The 18,204-nt window shown below is 73.2% G+C and carries 14 protein-coding genes; 5 read left to right on the forward strand and 9 right to left on the reverse strand.

Features of this window, described 5'->3' with window-relative positions; genetic code table 11:
• Positions 1 to 44: 44 nt before the first annotated feature.
• The 6 genes from HUT18_RS24790 to HUT18_RS24815 form a co-directional block, all read right to left on the reverse strand.
• A complete protein-coding gene (locus HUT18_RS24790) occupies positions 45 to 1,271 on the reverse strand; it encodes an FxsB family cyclophane-forming radical SAM/SPASM peptide maturase (protein WP_176102759.1) in 1,227 nt (408 codons plus the stop codon).
• Positions 1,268 to 1,435 (reverse strand): hypothetical protein, encoded by a 168-nt coding sequence (locus HUT18_RS24795; protein WP_176102760.1) that lies wholly within the window; start codon positions 1,433 to 1,435, stop codon positions 1,268 to 1,270. The genes HUT18_RS24790 and HUT18_RS24795 overlap by 4 nt, the downstream gene beginning before the upstream one ends.
• The gene (locus HUT18_RS24800) at positions 1,432 to 5,160 is read right to left on the reverse strand and encodes an SAV_2336 N-terminal domain-related protein (RefSeq protein WP_176102761.1); all 3,729 of its coding nucleotides are present in this window, start codon (positions 5,158 to 5,160) and stop codon (positions 1,432 to 1,434) included. The genes HUT18_RS24795 and HUT18_RS24800 overlap by 4 nt, the downstream gene beginning before the upstream one ends.
• Before the next feature lie 7 nt (positions 5,161 to 5,167).
• Positions 5,168 to 6,169, reverse strand: a complete 1,002-nt coding sequence (locus tag HUT18_RS24805) for a MoxR family ATPase (RefSeq protein ID WP_176102762.1) — start codon at positions 6,167 to 6,169, stop codon at positions 5,168 to 5,170.
• A 247-nt stretch (positions 6,170 to 6,416) separates the two neighbouring features.
• The gene (locus HUT18_RS24810) at positions 6,417 to 8,474 is read right to left on the reverse strand and encodes a trypsin-like peptidase domain-containing protein (protein ID WP_176102763.1); all 2,058 of its coding nucleotides are present in this window, start codon (positions 8,472 to 8,474) and stop codon (positions 6,417 to 6,419) included.
• On the reverse strand, positions 8,467 to 9,147 hold the full coding sequence (locus HUT18_RS24815; protein ID WP_176096598.1) for a CU044_2847 family protein: 681 nt from the start codon (positions 9,145 to 9,147) through the stop codon (positions 8,467 to 8,469). Before HUT18_RS24815 ends, HUT18_RS24810 begins: the two co-directional genes overlap by 8 nt.
• 256 nt (positions 9,148 to 9,403) lie before the next feature.
• Between HUT18_RS24815 and HUT18_RS24820 the strand changes: the two genes are divergently transcribed.
• Positions 9,404 to 9,586 (forward strand): DUF6104 family protein, encoded by a 183-nt coding sequence (locus HUT18_RS24820; RefSeq protein WP_176102764.1) that lies wholly within the window; start codon positions 9,404 to 9,406, stop codon positions 9,584 to 9,586.
• Positions 9,587 to 9,650: 64 nt separating this feature from the next.
• On the opposite strand, the gene HUT18_RS24825 is transcribed toward HUT18_RS24820, so the two are convergent.
• Positions 9,651 to 10,601 carry an SGNH/GDSL hydrolase family protein gene (locus tag HUT18_RS24825; protein WP_176102765.1) on the reverse strand — a complete coding sequence of 317 codons (951 nt, stop codon included), beginning with the start codon at positions 10,599 to 10,601 and terminating at the stop codon, positions 9,651 to 9,653.
• Between the two features lie 292 nt (positions 10,602 to 10,893).
• Here HUT18_RS24825 and HUT18_RS24830 point away from each other — a divergent pair, with 292 nt between their 5' ends.
• From HUT18_RS24830 to HUT18_RS24845, 4 genes are all read left to right on the forward strand, one after another.
• Entirely contained in the window at positions 10,894 to 12,171 is a 1,278-nt protein-coding gene (locus tag HUT18_RS24830; RefSeq protein WP_176102766.1) for a CdaR family transcriptional regulator, read from the forward strand.
• 279 nt (positions 12,172 to 12,450) lie between these two features.
• On the forward strand, positions 12,451 to 13,314 hold the full coding sequence (locus tag HUT18_RS24835; RefSeq protein WP_176104787.1) for a DUF4097 family beta strand repeat-containing protein: 864 nt from the start codon (positions 12,451 to 12,453) through the stop codon (positions 13,312 to 13,314).
• A 1-nt stretch (position 13,315) separates the two neighbouring features.
• A complete protein-coding gene (locus HUT18_RS24840) occupies positions 13,316 to 14,518 on the forward strand; it encodes a helix-turn-helix transcriptional regulator (protein WP_176102767.1) in 1,203 nt (400 codons plus the stop codon).
• A gap of 375 nt (positions 14,519 to 14,893) precedes the next feature.
• Positions 14,894 to 15,352: a MarR family winged helix-turn-helix transcriptional regulator gene (locus HUT18_RS24845; RefSeq protein ID WP_176102768.1), complete on the forward strand. Its 459-nt coding sequence runs from the start codon at positions 14,894 to 14,896 to the stop codon at positions 15,350 to 15,352.
• Between the two features lie 147 nt (positions 15,353 to 15,499).
• Here the strand turns inward: HUT18_RS24845 and HUT18_RS24850 are convergent, their stop codons facing one another.
• Entirely contained in the window at positions 15,500 to 16,462 is a 963-nt protein-coding gene (locus HUT18_RS24850) for a zinc-binding dehydrogenase (RefSeq protein WP_176102769.1), read from the reverse strand.
• Positions 16,463 to 16,658: 196 nt separating this feature from the next.
• Positions 16,659 to 17,882 carry an NADP-dependent malic enzyme gene (locus tag HUT18_RS24855; protein WP_176102770.1) on the reverse strand — a complete coding sequence of 408 codons (1,224 nt, stop codon included), beginning with the start codon at positions 17,880 to 17,882 and terminating at the stop codon, positions 16,659 to 16,661.
• Between the last annotated feature and the right edge of the window lie 322 nt (positions 17,883 to 18,204).

Below are 18,204 nucleotides of genomic sequence, written 5' to 3' on the forward strand. Positions count from 1 at the left end.
CCAACCGTTACGCACAGTGCAGCCAATTGTGCGTCAAGTGCACGTTAACGAGGGCCGGTTGAGGCATTTGTGAGTCGGCCCGCGATGTGACGCACGAGTCGTTCCAGGTCCGCGCAGTACACGCTGGGGTGGCGGAATCCGCTGCCCTCGGCGTACCGGTGCACATAGTTCCCGCCGCCGCAGACCCCGAGCACGGCACAGGAGCTGCACTCGGGCGCGCGCCCTTCGACGCCGAGCTGACGGGCCGCGACGCCGGGGTGGCGCAGGGCCTCGTCGAAGCTGTGCGCGAAGACGTCCAGGCCGGTGCCGGGCGCCCCGGGGTAGGCCGACTTCAGCGAGTCCACCTGCTCGATGGCGCCGTCGGTGTCGACCACCACGGCCACCAGCGGGGAGAGCCCCACCGCCTCGGCGCTGCTGTCCAGGCCGTGCAGCAGCGCCGCGATCTCGCGGAACAGCCGGATCCGGGTGCGCATCCGGTCCGCCTCCCACCAGGCGTCGAAGAGCGCGGCCAGCCAGTCCCCGTACGGAGTCGGCCGCGGCCGGTGCCGCCCGGGCGCCGCGTCCCTGGGCAGGCCGGGCGGCGGCGCGGCCCAGTTGCCGTGCGGCAGCAGGAAGTCGACGCCGGGCGGGGCGAGTTCGAGCAGCGAGGTGTAGACGTCGACGGGGTCGGCGGCGAGGTCGATGGTGCACAGGATGCCCGCGTACGCGTCGGGGTGCGCGGCGAGCAGCCGGGCCGCGGCGCGGGCGGCGGGCCAGGCCGGGCGGCCCGCGTGGTCGGTGCGGCGGGCGTTGTGCGCGGCCCGGCCGCCGTCCAGGCTGAGCCCGACCCGGATCCCCGCCGCCGCGAGCCGCCCGAGCCGGTCGGGGCTGAGCAGGGTGCCGTTGGTCTGCACGGTGGCGGTGATCTCGCAGTCGCCGGGAACCGCCGCGCGCACCGCGGCCAGGTAGTCGAGCACCGGCCCGGGCCCGGTCAACAGCGGTTCGCCGCCGTGCAGTTCGATACGGATCGCGGGCAGCCGGTGGGTACGTACGTGCTCGGCGATCCGGTCCGCGGTGCGCCGTACGGTCGACTCGGGCACCCGGCTCGGCCGCTCGCGCCAACTGGTGTCCGGGGAGCGGTAGATGTAGCAGTACGCGCAGTCGAGATTGCAGCGCCCGTGCACCTTGAGCACGAACTGCCGGAAGGGAACGGCGGGCGCCGACTCGGCGGTGAGGCTGTGGTGCGGCCACTGCGGGTGGGTCGGGTGCGCCAGGTTCGGCGCGGCGGTCATGGGCTGTCCTCGTACCGGGCGAGTACCGGCTCAGGGGAGCGGGCACGCTCGGCCAGTTCGCCGAGCAGCGCGGCGTACACGGGGTGTCCGTCCGCCGCCGCCTCGGGGAGCGGGGGCAGGGCGGGCAGGGGCGTGCCGCGGCTGTCGTCGTCGAGGACGGTCATGCTTCTCCTAGGAGGGATTGCAGACGGATCAGGGCCATGCGCAGTTCGTCGCTGGTGGGGGTCGGCGAGGAGTCGTCCGCCGGGAGGGACAGCGAGGCGAGGAGGGCGCCCTGGCCGCCGGTGAAGGCGGCGGGGTCGCTCTCGCGCAGTTCTCGCAGCGCCTCCCGGTAGGCGCCGAACGCCCTTCCCGTCTCGCCGAGTTGCTCCAGGACCGTGCTGAGGCTGGTCAGCGCGCGGGCCAGCTCCTGGGAGTCCTCGGCCTCGCGCGCGGCGTCCGCGCCGCCCCGGAAGTACTCGACGGCCTTGCGCAGCAGCCGGTTCGTCCTGGTGCGCGCCCCGAGCAGGGCGGAGGCGGAGCCACGGCTGCGCAGGGCCCTGGCACGCAGCCGCGAGTCGTGCGACTCGCGGGCGACGGCGCCCAGTATCCAGTCGGCCTCGTGCAGATCGGCGAGGACTTCCTGGACGTCGAACCGGTGGATGTGCGCCAGGGCCAGGGCGAGTCGGCGCCGGTCCCGGTCCGGGTCCTGGGCGGAGGTGGCGTCCAGGACGTCGCGCAGGGCGCGTACGGCGGCGTCGGTGTCGGTGTGGGAGCGGGTCGCCAGGCCCTGGGCGGCGAGCCGGGCGCCGAGTTGCTCCAGGAGCGGGGTGTGCCGGGGGTCGTCCTGGGAGAGCAGGGAGAGGGACTTCTCCAGGTGGTCTATGGCCTGTTGGCGGTCCTCGGCGCTGCCGGTGGCGCGGTAGTGCTGCCAGTGGACGTGGGCCGCGCGACGGTGGCATTCGAGGAGCAGGACGGGTTCGGTACCGGCCACGGCCAGGGCGTCCGACAGTGCTTCGGCGGCCAGCAGCCAGTGGCGGTCCGCTCCTCCGTAGGCCGTTCTCATCAGACAGAGGGCGTCGGCGCGGTCGAGCAGGGCAGAGCACTGTTCGAAAGTGTCGAGGGTGCCCGGGGACACCGCTCGCCGGAAGTCGGCGGCCGCGCCCAGGGCCAGTTCGGGGCCCAGCTCACGGCGGTCGAGGCCACTCTCGCCGCGGTTCGGCCCGGCGAGGGAGCCCGCGGGCACCTCGACGTCGCCCTGCCCGCAGGCGTAGCGCGCCAGTCGCAGCCGCAGTTGCGCGCGCAGCAGCAGGCCCTGTGCCCGCCAGGGTGGCCGGGTCAGCGGTTCGGTGGCCGCCAGGGCGCGTGCCATGTACTGCTCGTACCAGGTGTGGGGTGCGGCCTCGGCCTCCACCCAGTCGTCCTCCGGGTCCCCGCTGAGGCGCACCCGGCGTACGTCGGGCCGGGCGCGGAATCCGTCCGCGGCCGCGATGCGCGCGCCTATCACCGCGTACCGGGCCAGCAAGGTGACCAGCAACTGCGTGGCCCGCCAGGCGGGATCGGCGGGGACTTCGGGCCGTGCCACCGAGAGGATTCCGCCGAGTACCACCACCGCCTCGTTGATCAGGAAGAACTCCGCCCACAGCGCGGCGAGCGGATCGTCGGGGCCGAGTTCCAGTGCGCGCCGCCGGGCCTCCTCGGGCACCGTCGGCGCTCCGACGCCGTGGCGCCGGGCCTGGGCCGCGCTCTCCGCGAGGGTCTCGGCGAGCGTCACCCGGGCCCGGAGCCACTCGGCGCTGCCCGGGTCCCGGTGTCCGATGCCCATGGCCGTCTGGCGTGCCGCGGCCAGGTCGGCCGCGTCGCCGCGCACCCGGTAGCGCAGGAGCAGCGCCCGGGCGAGGGCTTCGTGCGTCAGGGCCAGTGCGTCGAGCGGCTGTTCGGTGACACCCGCCTGCGCCATCTCCCTCGCCCAGGCCAGCCCCTCACCGCGCTCCGCGCGCGCGACCGCCTCCTGCGCCCGCGCCCTGAGTGCGTCCGTTTCCGCACGGACGGCGGTCGCCAACAGCGCGACGGCCCGGTCGAGTTCGGCCGGCTCCTCGTGCAGCCGGTAGCGCTCCCAGGCCGCGAGCGCCTCCTCCCGGATCGCCCCCGCCGCGGCCGGTCGCGGCTCCTCGCCCGCGGTCTCCGGCTCGACGTCGCGTGGCAGATACCGCCGCAGCACCCGCCCCGACACCTCGGCGAACGCCCGGACTTGGGGGTGCGGGGCGGGGGCACCGGTCGCGGCGGTGGTGGTGCCCGGCTCGGTGTCGAGGGCCACCGCGAGCGCCGGGAAGCTGTGCGCCGTACGGCCGAAGCGGCGTTCCAGGTAGGCGGAGCAGTACTTGTGCAGCAGGCGGGCCTCGTCCTCGGGGAGGTGGTCGAGGAGTGCGTCCTCCACGCCGTCCAGGAAGCGGTAGGCGACGGGGGCTTCGGAGTCTTCGGCACCGGCCGCCTCCGCCGCGGTCTCGGCGTTCTCCGCCTCCTCGGCCGACCGGTCGCGTTCGAGCAGTCCGCCGAGCAGCACCTCGGCCAGTACCTCGGGCCCGGTGCCCGCGAGCATGGCGCGCTGCACCAGTTGCATCACGGGCAGGGTGGTGGGCACGGCGGCGAGGTAGACGGCCAGCTGCCAGGCGAGCGGGGACGCGGAGCGCCTGAAGGCCCGTACGCGCGCGTCGCCCGCGAGATCCTGGCGGGCCCTGACCGGGGAGCGCGAGGCGGGGTGCCAGGCCTCGGCGAACCCGGCCGCCGCCTCCAGGGACTGCCCGGTCGCCCCGGCGGACACCAGGCGCGCCCAGCCCTCCACCGAGGAGCGGCGCAGCGCGAGCACCGGTACCGGGGTCGCGCCCTGGCGGGTGCCGCCGCGCTGCCCCGTCGGCTCGAAGTCCAGCCTCCCGGCGGGCCCTTCGCGCCGGTGCAGCACGCCCCGGCGGGCCGGCAGATGGGTGCGCAGCCACATCCGCTGCGGCAGCGGCTGCACCACGGCGACCGGGGCGAGCGTGCCCCAGGCGTGCAGCAGTCGCTGCATATGGCCGCTGCGCCACATCGGGCCCGCGCAGTCGCTGAGTACGAGGGTCAGGCGGCGTCCGGTGGGATCGGTCAGCCCGTGGGGGTCCTGGAGAGGTGCGCCGGGCCGGGCGGACGGGGTGTGGCCGGGGCGTCCGCCGGGGCCCTCGTGCAGGTAGCGCACCTGCACCTCGCGGAAGGCGCCGGCCCGTTCGCAGACCTGGCGCAGTTCGACGAGTGCCTGTTCCCACACCACCGTCGAGGTGGACAGGTCCATGAGCAGCAGCAGCCGGGCCGACCGGCGGCGGGCGTGCCGCAGCACCGGGACCACCAGGCCGGTGTCCGCCGCGCGTTCGGCGGTGGACTGTTCGTCCAGTACGCGCGGGGCGCTGCGGGCCGGGGCGCGGTAGTGCTGCAGGGGTCGTAACGCGCGCTGGAGTCCGAGCGGGTCGGGCAGCAAGGCGGCGGTGGGCGCGGGGACCGGTGCGCCCGGCGCCGCGGCGCCCTCGCCGCCGGTGCCCATGGGCACGAACAGCCGTGCCCGGTGTGCCGGTGGCGCCGTGAGACGGGGTTCGGGGGCGGGGACGAGCGGGGGCGAGGGCTGCTCCGGGGAGTCGCCGGAAGAGGCCGCCGCAGGTCCGGGGACACGCCCCGGAACGGCGGCCACCGGGCCGTCACCACCACTGTCCCCGTCCGCCGACATCCGGGCGGCCAGCCACAGGGCGTCCGCCAACTCCTCGGCGGTGGGCGTGAGTTCGGCTTCCCGCAGCCGGGCGACGAGCGCGATCAGGGCGTGCCGCGCGGCCGGGGCGGCACCACCTGGGGTGTCCGTCCCGGCCGGGCGCTCGTCCCTCGGGAAGCCGGTCATGTCGTCGCTACCGTGGCCCGCGGTCCAGTGGCCGCATCAGGAGCCCCGCGATCTCCTCGCGGCGCCTTGGCTCCTGCCGTGCGGTGTGCTGGGCCAGGAAGATGGCGTTCAGGAGCTGGTCGGTGGGCCGCAGCGCACCGTCCGACTCGGCCTGGGTGAACTGGCCGACGAGGTCGAGGTTCTCGTCGTAGGACTCGGCGCCGAAGTGGGCCAGGATCATCGCGGCGAGCCGCTGGTCGCGCGGCGGTTCCAGATCCAGCGGGACACAGCGGCGCAGCAGCGGGGCGGGGAACTCGCGCTCGCGGTTGCTGGTCATCACCACGACGGGGAACGCGCGACAGCGCACCCGGCCGCCGGTGACCGGCACCCGGCGGCCGTCGTCGGTGAGCACGTGCACGGTCTCCTGGCCCGGCCGGTCGGCGATGCGTTCCAGCTCCGGGATGCCGAACTCGCCCTCCTCCAGGACGTTCAGGAGGTCGTTGGGCAGGTCGATGTCGCTCTTGTCGAGCTCGTCGATGAGCAGCACCCGGGGCCGGTCGGTGGCCAGGAGCGCGGTGCCCAGCGGCCCGAGCCGGAGGTAGCGGCCGATGTCCTCGGCCTGGCCCGAGCCGAGCTGGTTGTCCTGGAGCCGCCCGATCGCGTCGTAGGTGTAGAGCCCGTCCTTGAGTTCGCTGCGGCTGACCACGGCCCACTGCAGGACCCGGCCGAGCCCGAGTTCGTGCGCCAGGGAGTGGGCGAGCGTGCTCTTGCCGGAGCCCGGCTCGCCGGTGACCAGGAGGGGGCGGCGCAAGTAGAGGGCGGCGTTGACGAGTTCGAGGGTCTCGGTCTCCTGTACCGGCATGGGTACCGGGGACTCGCCGAGCCGCCGCAGCGAGGCGCTGTCCAGCGGCGGCACCTCGTACTCCACCGGCTCGGCGTCGAAGGCGCGCCACGGCGGCGGGGCGGGCAGCCGGCCGATCCGGCCGGGATCGGGGCCGCCTGCGCCCTGGTAGACGAACCATCCGGTCACGGCTTGCTCCTCGTCGACGGTCGGTGGCTGACCACGAACTGGCCGACAGGGCGGCGGGCACCCACAACGGGCCCCTGGGAATGTACCCACCCAGCGCCAGGTAACAGTTGATTTCCGGCCATACAGCCATGCTGTTTTGGCCCTTCGCAGTCCGAGTCGTAGGGGGACTGCCGGGTCGTACGGGACGGAGGGCACGTACCGGGGCGCGTACCCGAGCGGGTGCGCGGCGGCGTGCGGAGGCGGCCCGTCACGGCGGGGAATCCGCGGGCTCGGCGTCCTCGGGCGGCAGCGGCCGGTCGGGGTCGTCGTAGAGCAGGGCGACCGGTTCGGCCCAGCGCAGCCCGTCGTGGCCGCGGCTGATGTCGTGCCGGATGTGCCGCAGCCGGTCGGGCAGTTCGGCCGGTGAGCAGAGATCCCCGAACAACCGCTCCACTCCCGCGTGCAGGTCCTCGCAGTCCGCGTGGCAGCCGCCGACCGCGTGCCCCTCGATGTCCCACAGCGCCATGCCGTGCCCGCTGTCCAGCGCCAGCCGCATCACCTTGCGGCCGAGACCGCGCCCGGCGGGCCTGCACATCACGGGCACGCTGGTGGCCGCGAGACCGTGGAAGTACCGCCCCCGCGGCTCCCGGTCCCGCTCGGGCACCCGCTGCGCGACCCACTCCCGCGCGGCACCGGACCGCTGCCAGCGGTCCGCCCAGTCCCGACCCGTACCGCCGGCCTCGCCCGCCCCGTCCGGCTCGGCCGGATTTCCACCGGCGCCACGGCGCGCGAGGTCGCGCAGCACGACACAGCGTTGCGTACCCAGGCGCGCGGTCTCGTACAGCTTCGGTACCTCCTCCAGGTGCCAGCGGTGCGCCTGGAGGTCGAAGTGCTCGGCGGGCAGGGCGATTTCCAGCGGTACGGCCGCGCCCTCGGCGTCCTCGCGGGCGAGGGTGTCCCGCAACGGCTCGCGCAGCGCGGGCAGCAGGTCGCGCGGCAGCACGCCCTCGCCCGAGTAGTCCTCGCCGGTCATCTCCCGCTCGCCGCCGTGGGCACCCTCGTTGACCCAGATCTGCCAGTGGAAGCGGGTGGGCCTGGAGCCGATCACGGGGTCGAGCAGGACGGTTACGGTCGGGCCCTGGCCGGGTCCGGGGTAACGCACCACCACGCGGTCGCCGTCGCCGGGCAGCGGCCGCAGCTCGGCGGGCAGCCGTGCGTCGGTGACCAGCGCGTGCAGCGCCGTGCGCTCGTCCTCCGCGAGCCGTTCCGTCACGAACTCCTCGAGCCGTCCGGTGTCGCCGCCCCGGCAGCGTACGTACTCCGCGACCAGCCGCAGATAGTGCAGGAAGGGGAGCATGTCCCCCGGCTGCGGGGTGTCGTAGAGCAGTCCGTGGCCGTCGCGCCAGGTGTGCAGGGCGGGCAGGGTGCCCGGTATCCGGCCGCCGCGCACCTTGCGGACCAGCTTGGCGACCGACAACGGCGTCGCGGGCGGGGCCAGTTCGGCGAGCAGGCGCAGGGCCCTGCGGCGGTCCTTGGCGGTCCAGCGGTCGGGGCCCGGGTGGGCGTCGCCGCGGGCCAGCCGGTGCTGTTCACCCGCCCAGGTGTAGCCGGTGGGGCCACCGGACGGGCCGCCGTGCCAGCGGTCGTGCCCGTCCATCACCTCGCCGTAGATCTCCTTGAACTGCCGCAGCGCGGGCAGCGCGACGGCCATACCGCCGTCGCGTTCCTTGCGCCGCGACTTGATCAGCCCGACCACGGCCCCGGTGTACGGGTCGAGCAGCGGGCCGCCGGAGACCCCCTTGGGGAAGGACACCTCGGGCTTGAACCGCAGCCCCCAGTCACCGTCGCGCACATTGATCTCGGCGTCCGCGCTCCACGGCTTGGCCCAGGGCTCCAGGTCCTGCGGCTGGTAGCCATAGGCCACCACGTCGCCGATGTGCCGCAGCGCCCGGTCCGCGAGCCATACACACTCGTGCGGGACGTCCGCCTCCACCAGCCGCAGCAGCGCGAGGTCCTGCTCCGGCGGCAGCGGCAGGTGCGCGCCCTCCGGTGACGCACGCAGGGTCCGCCGGGCGGCCTCCGGGAGGAAGGCCAGCCGGGCGGCCACCGGGATGCCGTCGTTGAAGTCGGCTCCCCGTACGGCGAGTTGACGCTCCGGATCCCGGGCGATCTCCGGTGCGAGCACATGGGCGCAGGTCAGGATCAGGCCCGGCGCGACGAAGAACCCGCTCCCCCACATCGCGCCGTCGCCCTTGGCGCCGCCGTCCAGGAGGTGCACGGTCGCGGCCCGGGCGAGCGTGTCCAGACGCGGATCCGGCTCAGGCATGCGGCTCGTTCGGCGGTGCGGGCGGCCTGGCCGGGGGCGGAGGCGGGGGTGTCACCGGGGGCGCGGGCGGCAGGGGCGGTTCGGGGGCCTGCGCGGGTACGGGCGCGGGCGGCGGCGCGGGGTTCGGGGCGGCCGCCGGGGCGGGGGCCGTTCCCGCGGCCGGATCGTGCACCACAGCGGCCTCGGGAGCGGGAGTTCGGGAGGCAGACGTGCCCGCGGCCTCCGAGGAGTCCGTCGCGGAGGAGTCCGTCGCGGAGGAGTCCGTCGCGGAGGAGTCCGTCGCCGAAGTGTCCGATTCCGACGCGTCCGATGCCGCAGCCGCCCGGTCCCGGCCCGGCCGGGTGGGCGCCCCGCGCTCGCCGAACCGCCAGGTGAGGGTGACCTGTACGGAGGCCTTCGCCTCGCCCTCGGCGAGGATGGCCACGACCTTGCCCGGTTTGGCGGTCAGTTCGACGCCGAAGGTGAGGGCCGCCTCGTCGGGCGCGACCGCGGCGGCGGCGTCCAGGACGGACGAACCCACGCCCCGGATCAGCTCGCCGAGTTCCTCCACCCGCGCGGCCACCGTGTCCCGTACGCCGACGTCCTCGTCGTCCTCGCCGTACGCGGCCCCCGGACTGACCCGGGCGTACACCACCTGGCCGCCGGGCAGCTCGATCCGCTGCACGTACCCCACGGCCTGCCCCCGTCCGTCGCCCCCGTCGCGGCGCCCCGGACCGGGGCGCCCGACCGCTGGTGTCCGTATCCGATCCAGGTGCCGCGGCGCACGACGCCCACGCTCCGTTGTCCGTTGCGTGCGCGCGGTCCGCGAGGGATCTGCCGTGAGGGTACTGGCCTGCGCAGTTGCCCGCGAGGCTCCGGCCGACGGAATCCGGCCAAGTCCGCGCGGCCTACCATGAACGTCTGAGACGTTCTGGCACCAGGAGCATGAGTTGTACTTCACCGACCGTGGCATCGAGGAGCTGGCGAGGCGGCGCGGCGAGGAGGAGGTCAGCTTCGACTGGCTTGCCGAACAGCTGCGCACCTTCGTCGACCTGAACCCCGACTTCGAGGTACCGGTCGAACGACTCGCCACCTGGCTGGCCCGGCTGGACGACGACGAGGACGACGAGTAGGCGGGCGGAGGGGAAGGGATACACGTACCCCTTCCCCCTCCGCTCCCCCGCTCCGGCGCTCAGCTCACCCGGCCGGGTTCCCCGGCGTCGCCCCGTCCGCCCGGATCGCCTCGGCGAGTGCGGTGCCCAGGGCCGCCGAGCCCTTGCCGCTCGGGTGCAGTGGGGCGGCCGGGCTGGTCGGGATCAGGCCCTCCAGGTGGCGGTCGCCGGGTGCGGCGCAGCTGTCGTGGCCCTCGGTCGCGGCGAATCCGTCCACGAACACGGCGTTGTGCGCGGCGGCCTGTTCGCGCAGGGCGGCGCTGAGCTTGTTCACGGTGCCTTGGACGTAATCGGCGTCGCGGGCCCAGATCGGCTGGGTGGGATAGCAGCCGCCCTTGCGGATGTAGTCGCCGTAGCCGACCACGAAGACCCGGGCGGCCGGGGCCCGGCGGTGGATCTCGTCCAGCGCCTCGCCCAGCCGGGGCGCCCAGTCGGCGATGTCCTCGGCCAGCTGGTCGCGGCCGCCCGAAGTGAAGCGGTCGGCGCAGCTGGCCCCGACCGGCTCCGGCAGCGCGTTCAGACAGCTCAGGGCCGCGGTGACAAGACCGTTGTCGTTGCCGCCGATGGTCAGGCTGACCAGGTCGGTGCCGGGTCCGAGCGCCTCGTACTGCGGTGCGACGAAGCCGAATTGACGGCTCGCGAAGTGGTCGAGGGTCGCACCCGAGCAGCTGACGTCGTTGAGCCGGGCACCGATCCGCTCGGCCGCCACGTCCGGATATCCGGCCTTGGAGGCGAGGCAGGCGGGCCGCGAGAGGTCGATCGCGGGCACCAGCGGCGCGGCCGCGAAGGAGTCGCCGAGCGCGACGTAGTCAGGTGCCGCGTCCGCGGAGGCCTGGGCCTGCGCGGGCGCCGCGCCGAGGGCCGTGCAGAGCAGGGCCGCGCATCCGGCGACGGCGGTGACGAGCGGACGCGCACCGCGGCGGGCCCGCGGCGCGGCCGTGGTGGTCGAACGGGATGTGAAGGGGCGGGACGGCATGGGCACTCCTCGGTTCGGCTTGTGCGGGACACCAAAGGACGCGCTGTGCGCGGAGGATGAGGGATTTCCGGACGGCAGGCCGGGGACAGCGCCCCGCCTGCACAGCGATTCCGGCGCTCGCCATCCTCGCGCGCCGGCCGCACGGGAGCGCCGGGACGGCGGACAGGCTTTGCACGCTCCGTGTTGTGCGGGATCACAAATGATCATCCAGGCATCGTGCGTACGTCCGGGATCTGGTGCCACGCACCACGCCCGTGTTACCCCTGGGTACGACCCAAGGGAGGTGGTCCGGATGAACGAGCACGGCACGGTGCCGCGCACACTCGCCCACGGCGAGGCGCTGACCATAGCCGGGCGTCCGCTCCACGAACTCCTGCTGGAGCACTCGCGCGAGCTGGTCGGCCTGGTCGTCGTACGGCTGGCCGAGACGGTGCCCACCTACGCGGCCCTGCCCCGCGAGGCACTGCGTGGCGAGATCGCGTCCATCGTGGAACTCAACGTGGCCATGTGCGCCGAGGTCCTGCGCACCGGCAGCCTGCCCTCCACCGAGCAGCTCGACGCGCTGCGCGAGGCCGCGACCCGCAGGGCCGAGGAGGGCGTGGCGCTCGACGCCGTCGTCAGCGCCTACCACGTCGGGCTCCAGCTCTGTCTGGACGAGGTGCTCGGCCGGGCGGGTCCGGACGACCTGCCCAGCGTCCTCGACGGGACGGCGTGGGTACTGCGGTTCCTCCAGGTGACGACCTCGGCGGCGTCCGGCGGTTATGTACTGGCGCACAAGTCGGCCGTCGGCGAGGAGTACACCGCACGCCAGGCCCTGCTGTCGGCGCTGCTCGACGGCGGCCCCGCACAGGACACGGCGGCCCGGGCCGGTCTGGCCCTCCCGGAGTGCTATCTGGTGCTGTCCCTCGGCGTGGGCCCGCACCCCGACGAGCTGACCAGCGGCGTCGACTCCACGGTGGCCGCCCGGCGCAAGCTCCGGCGCCTGCGCGTGGAACTCGAACGGCACGTCGCGGGCGGGGTGTTGACCATGCTGACCGCCGAGGGCGGCCTGGCCCTCGTGCCGTACGGAACCCTGCCCGAGAAGCTCGGCCCCAGGGACTGGCAGTGGCTCGCGGGCGTACTCGACCATCTGGTCCGGGTCTGCGGCGCCGAGGTCACGGCGGGGGTGGCGGCGGCCGTACCGGACGACGTGCCGCAGGCCGTGCGACTGAGCGCCGAAGTACGGGAGGTGGCCGGGGTGTTCGACCGCGGCCCCGGCCTGCACCGCCTCGACGACCTGCTCCTGGAGTACCAGCTCACCCGCCCCGGGCCGGCCCGCGCCCGGCTCGCCGCGCTCCTGGAACCGTTGTCCGCGCGGCCCGACCTGCTGCACACCCTGCGGACCCACCTCGACAGCTCCCTCGACCGCCGGGTGGCCGCCGCCCGTCTCCAGGTCCACCCCAACACGGTCGACTACCGCCTGCGCAAGGTCGCCCTGCTCACCGGACTCGACACCGGCGATCCGGCGGACGTGCCCAGGGTCCGGGCGGCACTCGCGGCACTGGACGCGGCGGGACCGCCCGCGGTGTGAGGGGCGGCGCGGGACGGCCGGAGGGAAATTTCAGGCGGTCGGCCATGGATGCCACTTGACGGAAATTCTCTCAAGTCACCCTGATGACAAGGGAGTTGGCTTGGCGTTGCCGCGCCTCGAAGGCGCTACGGAGAGTGGCGGCGCCACTCGTCTCCGAAATCGGACCTTGACTTTCCGTGACCGCGATATATCGTGTGAGCAAGACGCGATAGTGCGTGACGTTGTCAGCCGAGCATGAGCATTGGCGGGCCGAGGAGGTCAGTACCCATGTCCGAACCCATGTCCGAGTGGTCCATCACCGAGCCCCGCAAGCTCGCCTTCGACGACGCACCAACGGCCCTGCACGTACGCGTGGTCAACGGCACGGTCAACGTCGTGGGCACCGAGGAGGGTTCCGCACGGCTCGAAGTCACCCGGATCGAGGGACCTCCGCTGAAGGTGAGTGACGAGGACGGCGTCCTGACCGTGGCCTACGAGGACCTTCCCTGGAAGGGCTTCCTCAAGTGGCTGGACCCCAGAGGTTGGCGCCGCAGCGCGGACATCTCGCTGGCCGTCCCCTCCCACACCCGCGTACGGATCGGAGTGGTCGCGGCGAGCGCGACGGTCTCGGGCGTACGGGCCACGACCGAGGTCCGGGGAGTCAGCGGCGACACCACCCTGGTGGCGCTCTCCGGCCCGGTGACCGCCGAGACGGTCTCCGGAAACGTCGAGACCCAACGGGTCACCGGAGACCTGACCTTCCAGTCCGTCTCCGGCGACCTCACGGTGATGGAGGGCGCCGAGGGCTCGGTCACGGCGGAGTCGGTGAACGGCTCTGTCGTCGTGGACCTCGACCGCTCGCAGCGCCCCGCGCAGATCGGGATCAACACCGTCTCGGGCGAGATCGCCCTACGGCTCGCAGAGCCCACGGACGCGGAGGTGGAGATCGGGACCACCTCGGGCACCGTCTCGAACGCCTTCGACGAGCTGCGCATCAGCGGCACTTGGGGCGCGAAACGGCTCTCCGGCAGGCTCGGCCCGGGCCGGGGCCGCCTGCGGGCGACCACGGTCTCCGGCCCGATCGCGCTGCTGCGCCGCCCGGCCGGCGAGGACTTCGCGACCCCCTCGGCCGCCAGAACGGCGCGCGACAGGAAGGCGGTCTGAGATGGCCCCCGTCTTCGCCCACGGGCGACTGCGCCTGTATCTGCTCAAGCTTCTCGACGAGGCCCCGCGCCACGGGTACGAGGTGATCCGGCTCCTGGAAGAGCGCTTCCAGGGCCTGTACGCCCCCTCGGCCGGGACCGTCTACCCGCGCCTGGCCAAGCTGGAGGCCGAGGGCCTGGTCACGCACACCACCGAGGGCGGCCGCAAGGTCTACGCGATCACCGACGCGGGCCGCGCCGAACTAGCCGACCGCAGTGGCGAACTCGCCGAACTGGAGCTGGAGATCAGGGAGTCGGTGGCCGAGCTGGCCGCCGAGATCCGGGACAACGTCCGCGGGGCCGCGGGCGATCTGCGCCGCGACATGCGTGCGGCGGCCGCCGAGGCACGCGCGGGCACGGGCAAGGGCAGGACCAACGGCAGCGGGCGGGGCCGGGGCACCGCCGAGGACTCCCCCGGCGCCGCCGACTTCTTCGACGCGTCCTGGGGCGACACGGAGGCTTGGCGCGAGGCGAAGGAGGAGTTCAAGCGCGCCAAGCAGGAGTGGAAGGAACAGGCGCGCCGCGCGAAGGACGAGAGCCGCCGTGCCCGCGAGGAGGCACAGCGCGCCCGTCGCCAGGCCAAGGAGGCCCAGGAGCGCGCCCAGACCGAGGCCCAGGAAGAACTCCAGCGCATCGCCCGCCAGGTCCAGGAGCAGGTCCAGGACCACTTCACCCGCGGCGACTGGCCAACCGGCGTACGCGAGGGCCTGAGCGAACTCGCCCGGGAATTCGGCGACTTCGGCAAGATGCTGAGCAAGGAATTCGGCACCGAGCCCACCGTCGACGCCTCCGCCGGGGGCACCTCCCACGACGGCCCGGCGGACACGGAGTCACCCACCACGACGACGGCCGACTCCCCCGGGAAGACCGGCACCCGGCCGAGCACACGGCCCGGCACCACACCGGCCGAAGAACCCCACATCACACCGGGCGACGACGAGGACTTCCGCCTCGCCTACGACCCCGCCTGGGCCCACGAGCCCCCGAGCGGCAACCCCGCACGCGACCTCGACCGGCTCCTGGACCGCTTCCGGGACGACATCCGCGACGCGGCCCGCGACCACGGTGTGACCACGGACCAGCTCAAGGAGGCCCGCCGCAATCTGTCCAGCGCGGCGGCCCACATGGTCGCCAGCCTGAAGGGGGCCCACTCCAGCGGGAGTTGAGAGCGGCCCACTCACCTCACCCGGACTCGTCAGCGCCGGACGCGCCACCGCCGGACTCGTCAGCGCCGGACTCGTCAGCACCGGACTCACCACCGCCGGACTCGCCCTCTCCGTACAGCACTCGGCGTACGGCCGCGTGCGTCACGCCGTGATCGGCCAATACCTCCTCCCATACTTCTTGTGCACGGCCTGCCTGCTCACCCCTCTCACCCGTCCCGCCAACACCCTTGACCTAAATCAAAGTTGAGGTTCTAGCGTCGTTCTCGCGGCGCCCCACACGGCGCCCCACGGTCCGGCATCCGCCGGGCGAGCAGCGCGAGCAGCACAAGCAGCACGTAGGCAAGAGCAGGACGTAAGCAGGGAAGGCGGCACGTCATGGAGTACTCGCACAGCGACCGGGAGCTCGTCCAGCAGCCGATCGGCTACTGGGGCTGGGCGGCGCAGAAGTCGGTCGTGACCTATATCCGGGCGGGGCTGGCAGAGTACGGGTTCACTCAGCCGCGCTGGTGGGTGCTCGCCCAGGTGGCACGTAGCGAGGCCCCGCGCACCCGGGAGGACATGGCCTCACTCCTGAAGGGGTACCTGGACGCCGGGGCCACTGCCATTCACGAAGAGGTGGACGCGCTGATCGCCACCCAGTTGATCATGGAGGAGGCGGACGGACGCCTGATCCTGACGCCCGAGGGCAACGAGCTCTTCGGCAAGCTCGCCGCGCGGCAGCGCGAGATGCGCACGCAGATCCACCACGACATCAGCGACGAGGAGTACCTGACCACCCTGAAGGTCCTCCAGCGCATGATCCACAACACCGACGGCAAGGCCTGGCACCACTGACGCCGGGGCGGGGTGCGGAACAGGGCGGGGTGCGGAACGGGGCGGGGAGGGGTCGGGCGGGGCCGCTGCCGTAAACGGGGCCCGGTACACGCAGACAAGGCAAGGGCGGCGGCAGGCGCCATGACGCCGCCCGACCGCCGCCCCACCTCACACAGTGAGGACGATCTTCCCGAACAGGTCGCCGGAGGCGAGACGTTCGAAGCCCTCGCGGGCGCGGTCCAGCGGCAGGCTCTCCTCGATGACGGGGCGCAGACCGGTGTTCGCGCAGAAGGCGATCAGGTCCTCCAGCTCGTCCTTGGAGCCCATGGTCGAACCGACGACCTTGAGCTCCAGGAAGAAGATGCGAGTCAGCTCGGCGTGCGAGGGCCGGTCACCGCTGGTGGCACCGGAGATGACCACGGTGCCGCCGGGGCGCAGCGACTTGACGGAGTGGGACCAGGTGGCGGCGCCCACGGTCTCGATCACCGCGTCCACGCGCTGCGGCAGCCGGGCGCCGGACTCCAGGGCCTCGACGGCGCCGAGTTCCAGGGCGCGCTTGCGCTTGGCCTCGTCCCGGCTGGTCGCGAAGACCTTCAGGCCCGCAGCCTTGCCGAGCGCGATCGCGGCGGTGGCCACACCGCCGCCCGCGCCCTGGACGAGGATCGAATCGCCGGGGCGCACACCGGCGTTGGTGAAGATCATGCGGTACGCGGTCAGCCAGGCGGTCGGCAGGCAGGCCGCCTCCTCGAAGCTCAGGTCCTTGGGCTTGGGCAGGACGTTCCAGGTGGGAACGGTGACCTGCTCGGCGAAGGTGCCCTGGTAGCGCTCGGTCAGGATGGAGCGCGGCTCACCGGGCTCCACTCCGTACCCGGACTGTCCAATGACGGAGTGCAGTACGACCTCGTTGCCGTGCTCGTCGACGCCGGCCGCGTCGCAGCCGAGGATCATCGGGAGCCGGTCCTCGGTGATGCCGACACCACGGAGCGACCACAGGTCGTGGTGGTTGAGCGAGGCGGCTTTGACGTTGACGGTCGTCCAGCCGGGGCGACTCTCGGGGGCGGGCCGCTCCCCCAACTCGAGTCCGCTGAGCGGCTGGTCACGGTCGATGCGGGCGGCGTATGCGGCGAACATGAACCTGACGATAGGCGCGGCCGGGCCGTGACGGAACGCCCACCGGATGTGACACGCACCGCGCTGCCACGCCGTGCCCCGCCCGAACCCCCGCCGAGGGCTCCGGCAACGCCCGAAGGACCCCGCAAACGCCCGAAGGGCCCCGCCTCGCGGCAGGACCCTCCGGTTCGTACACCCCCCGATAGTGCGGTCGGGTTCAGCGTCGGGCGACGCCCTCGGCCCGGGCCGCGGCGGCGACCGCGGCGGTGACGGCGGGAGCGACCCGCTCGTCGAAGGGCGAGGGGATCACGTAGTCCGCCGCGAGCTCGTCGCCGACCACGGCCGCGAGCGCCTCGGCGGCCGCAATCTTCATGCCCTCGGTGATGGCGCTGGCGCGCACCTGGAGGGCACCCGCGAAGACACCGGGGAAGGCGAGCACGTTGTTGATCTGGTTCGGGAAGTCCGAGCGCCCGGTCGCGACGACGGCCGCGTACTTGTGGGCGACCTCCGGGTGGACCTCCGGGTTCGGGTTGGCCATGGCGAAGATGAAGGGGTCCTTCGCCATCGAGGCCACCGCGGCCTCCGGGACCGTACCGCCGGAGACGCCGATGAAGACGTGGGCGCCGTTGAGGGCGTCCTCCAGGGAACCGGAGAGACCGGCCTTGTTGGTGATCTCGGCGAGTTCGCGCTTGACGTCGGTCAGGTCACCGCGGTCGCTGCTGACGATGCCCTTGCGGTCGGTGACGGTCACATCACCGATACCCGCCTCGAGCAGGAACTTGGCGATGGCGACGCCAGCCGCACCCGCACCCGAGATGACCGCACGCAGCTCGCCGAGCGCACGACCCGTGAGGCGGGCGGCGTTGCGCAGCGCGGCCAGGGTCACGATCGCGGTGCCGTGCTGGTCGTCGTGGAAGACCGGGATGTCGAGGCGCTCGATGAGCCTGCGCTCGATCTCGAAGCAGCGCGGCGCCGAGATGTCCTCGAGGTTGATGCCGCCGAAGGAGGGCGCGAGGCGGGCCACCGTCTCGACGATCTCGTCGGTGTCCTTGGTGTCGAGCGCGATCGGAACCGCGTCCACGCCGCCGAACTGCTTGAAGAGGATGGCCTTGCCCTCCATCACGGGGAGCGAGGCCTCCGGGCCGATGTCACCGAGGCCGAGCACCGCGGTGCCGTCCGTGACGACGGCCACGACCTGGGACTTCCAGGTGTAGTCGTGAACGAGCTCGGGCTGCTCGGCGATGGCGGTGCACACCTTCGCGACGCCGGGCGTGTAGGCCAGCGACAGGTCGTCGCGGTCCCGGATCGGGACGGTCGACTGCACTGCCATCTTGCCGCCACGGTGCAGCGCGAATGCCGGGTCGAAGTCGCCCAGGGGCTCTGCGCCACCTTCCTGACCCGTATTGCTGTCGCTGCGAGGATTGACGATCTCCGCTGCCACTGGTGTTACCCCTTAAATCTGCATGGTTGAGGGTGACCACTCCTGGTTGAGAAGTGGGCGGGCACCGCACGGGACCCAGCTGCCGTGTAGTAGGGGTCCTGCGCGACGGGCGCGCCGCACACGCGCCCTGAGCCCCGGGTGAGGGGTGTAAAGGTCCTTCTTACCGGACGGACAGCACCTGGGACGAGTCAATATCGACTCGGTGACATGACTCATAGTCGAACACCTGCCCAACCGTCCACGAAGTGGGCACGACGGCTCAGGGACACCCGGGAACAGGCGAGCGATTAGCCCGCATCGTGAGATACGCCGGAGATCCTCC

This window comes from Streptomyces sp. NA04227 (assembly GCF_013364195.1).
In the GTDB taxonomy this organism is placed as follows: domain Bacteria; phylum Actinomycetota; class Actinomycetes; order Streptomycetales; family Streptomycetaceae; genus Streptomyces.

What these genes read in the sequence shown, in the direction of transcription:
- HUT18_RS24810 (WP_176102763.1), bottom strand. Translation starts at nt 8,474, where the DNA reads ATGCCTGAGCCGGATCCGCGTCTGGACACGCTCGCCCGGGCCGCGACC.
- HUT18_RS24790 (WP_176102759.1), bottom strand. Translation starts at nt 1,271, where the DNA reads ATGACCGCCGCGCCGAACCTGGCGCACCCGACCCACCCGCAGTGGCCG.
- HUT18_RS24850 (WP_176102769.1), bottom strand. Translation starts at nt 16,462, where the DNA reads ATGTTCGCCGCATACGCCGCCCGCATCGACCGTGACCAGCCGCTCAGC.
- HUT18_RS24845 (WP_176102768.1), top strand. Translation starts at nt 14,894, where the DNA reads ATGGAGTACTCGCACAGCGACCGGGAGCTCGTCCAGCAGCCGATCGGC.
- HUT18_RS24830 (WP_176102766.1), top strand. Translation starts at nt 10,894, where the DNA reads ATGAACGAGCACGGCACGGTGCCGCGCACACTCGCCCACGGCGAGGCG.
- HUT18_RS24800 (WP_176102761.1), bottom strand. Translation starts at nt 5,160, where the DNA reads ATGACCGGCTTCCCGAGGGACGAGCGCCCGGCCGGGACGGACACCCCA.
- HUT18_RS24835 (WP_176104787.1), top strand. Translation starts at nt 12,451, where the DNA reads ATGTCCGAGTGGTCCATCACCGAGCCCCGCAAGCTCGCCTTCGACGAC.
- HUT18_RS24840 (WP_176102767.1), top strand. Translation starts at nt 13,316, where the DNA reads ATGGCCCCCGTCTTCGCCCACGGGCGACTGCGCCTGTATCTGCTCAAG.
- HUT18_RS24795 (WP_176102760.1), bottom strand. Translation starts at nt 1,435, where the DNA reads ATGACCGTCCTCGACGACGACAGCCGCGGCACGCCCCTGCCCGCCCTG.
- HUT18_RS24825 (WP_176102765.1), bottom strand. Translation starts at nt 10,601, where the DNA reads ATGCCGTCCCGCCCCTTCACATCCCGTTCGACCACCACGGCCGCGCCG.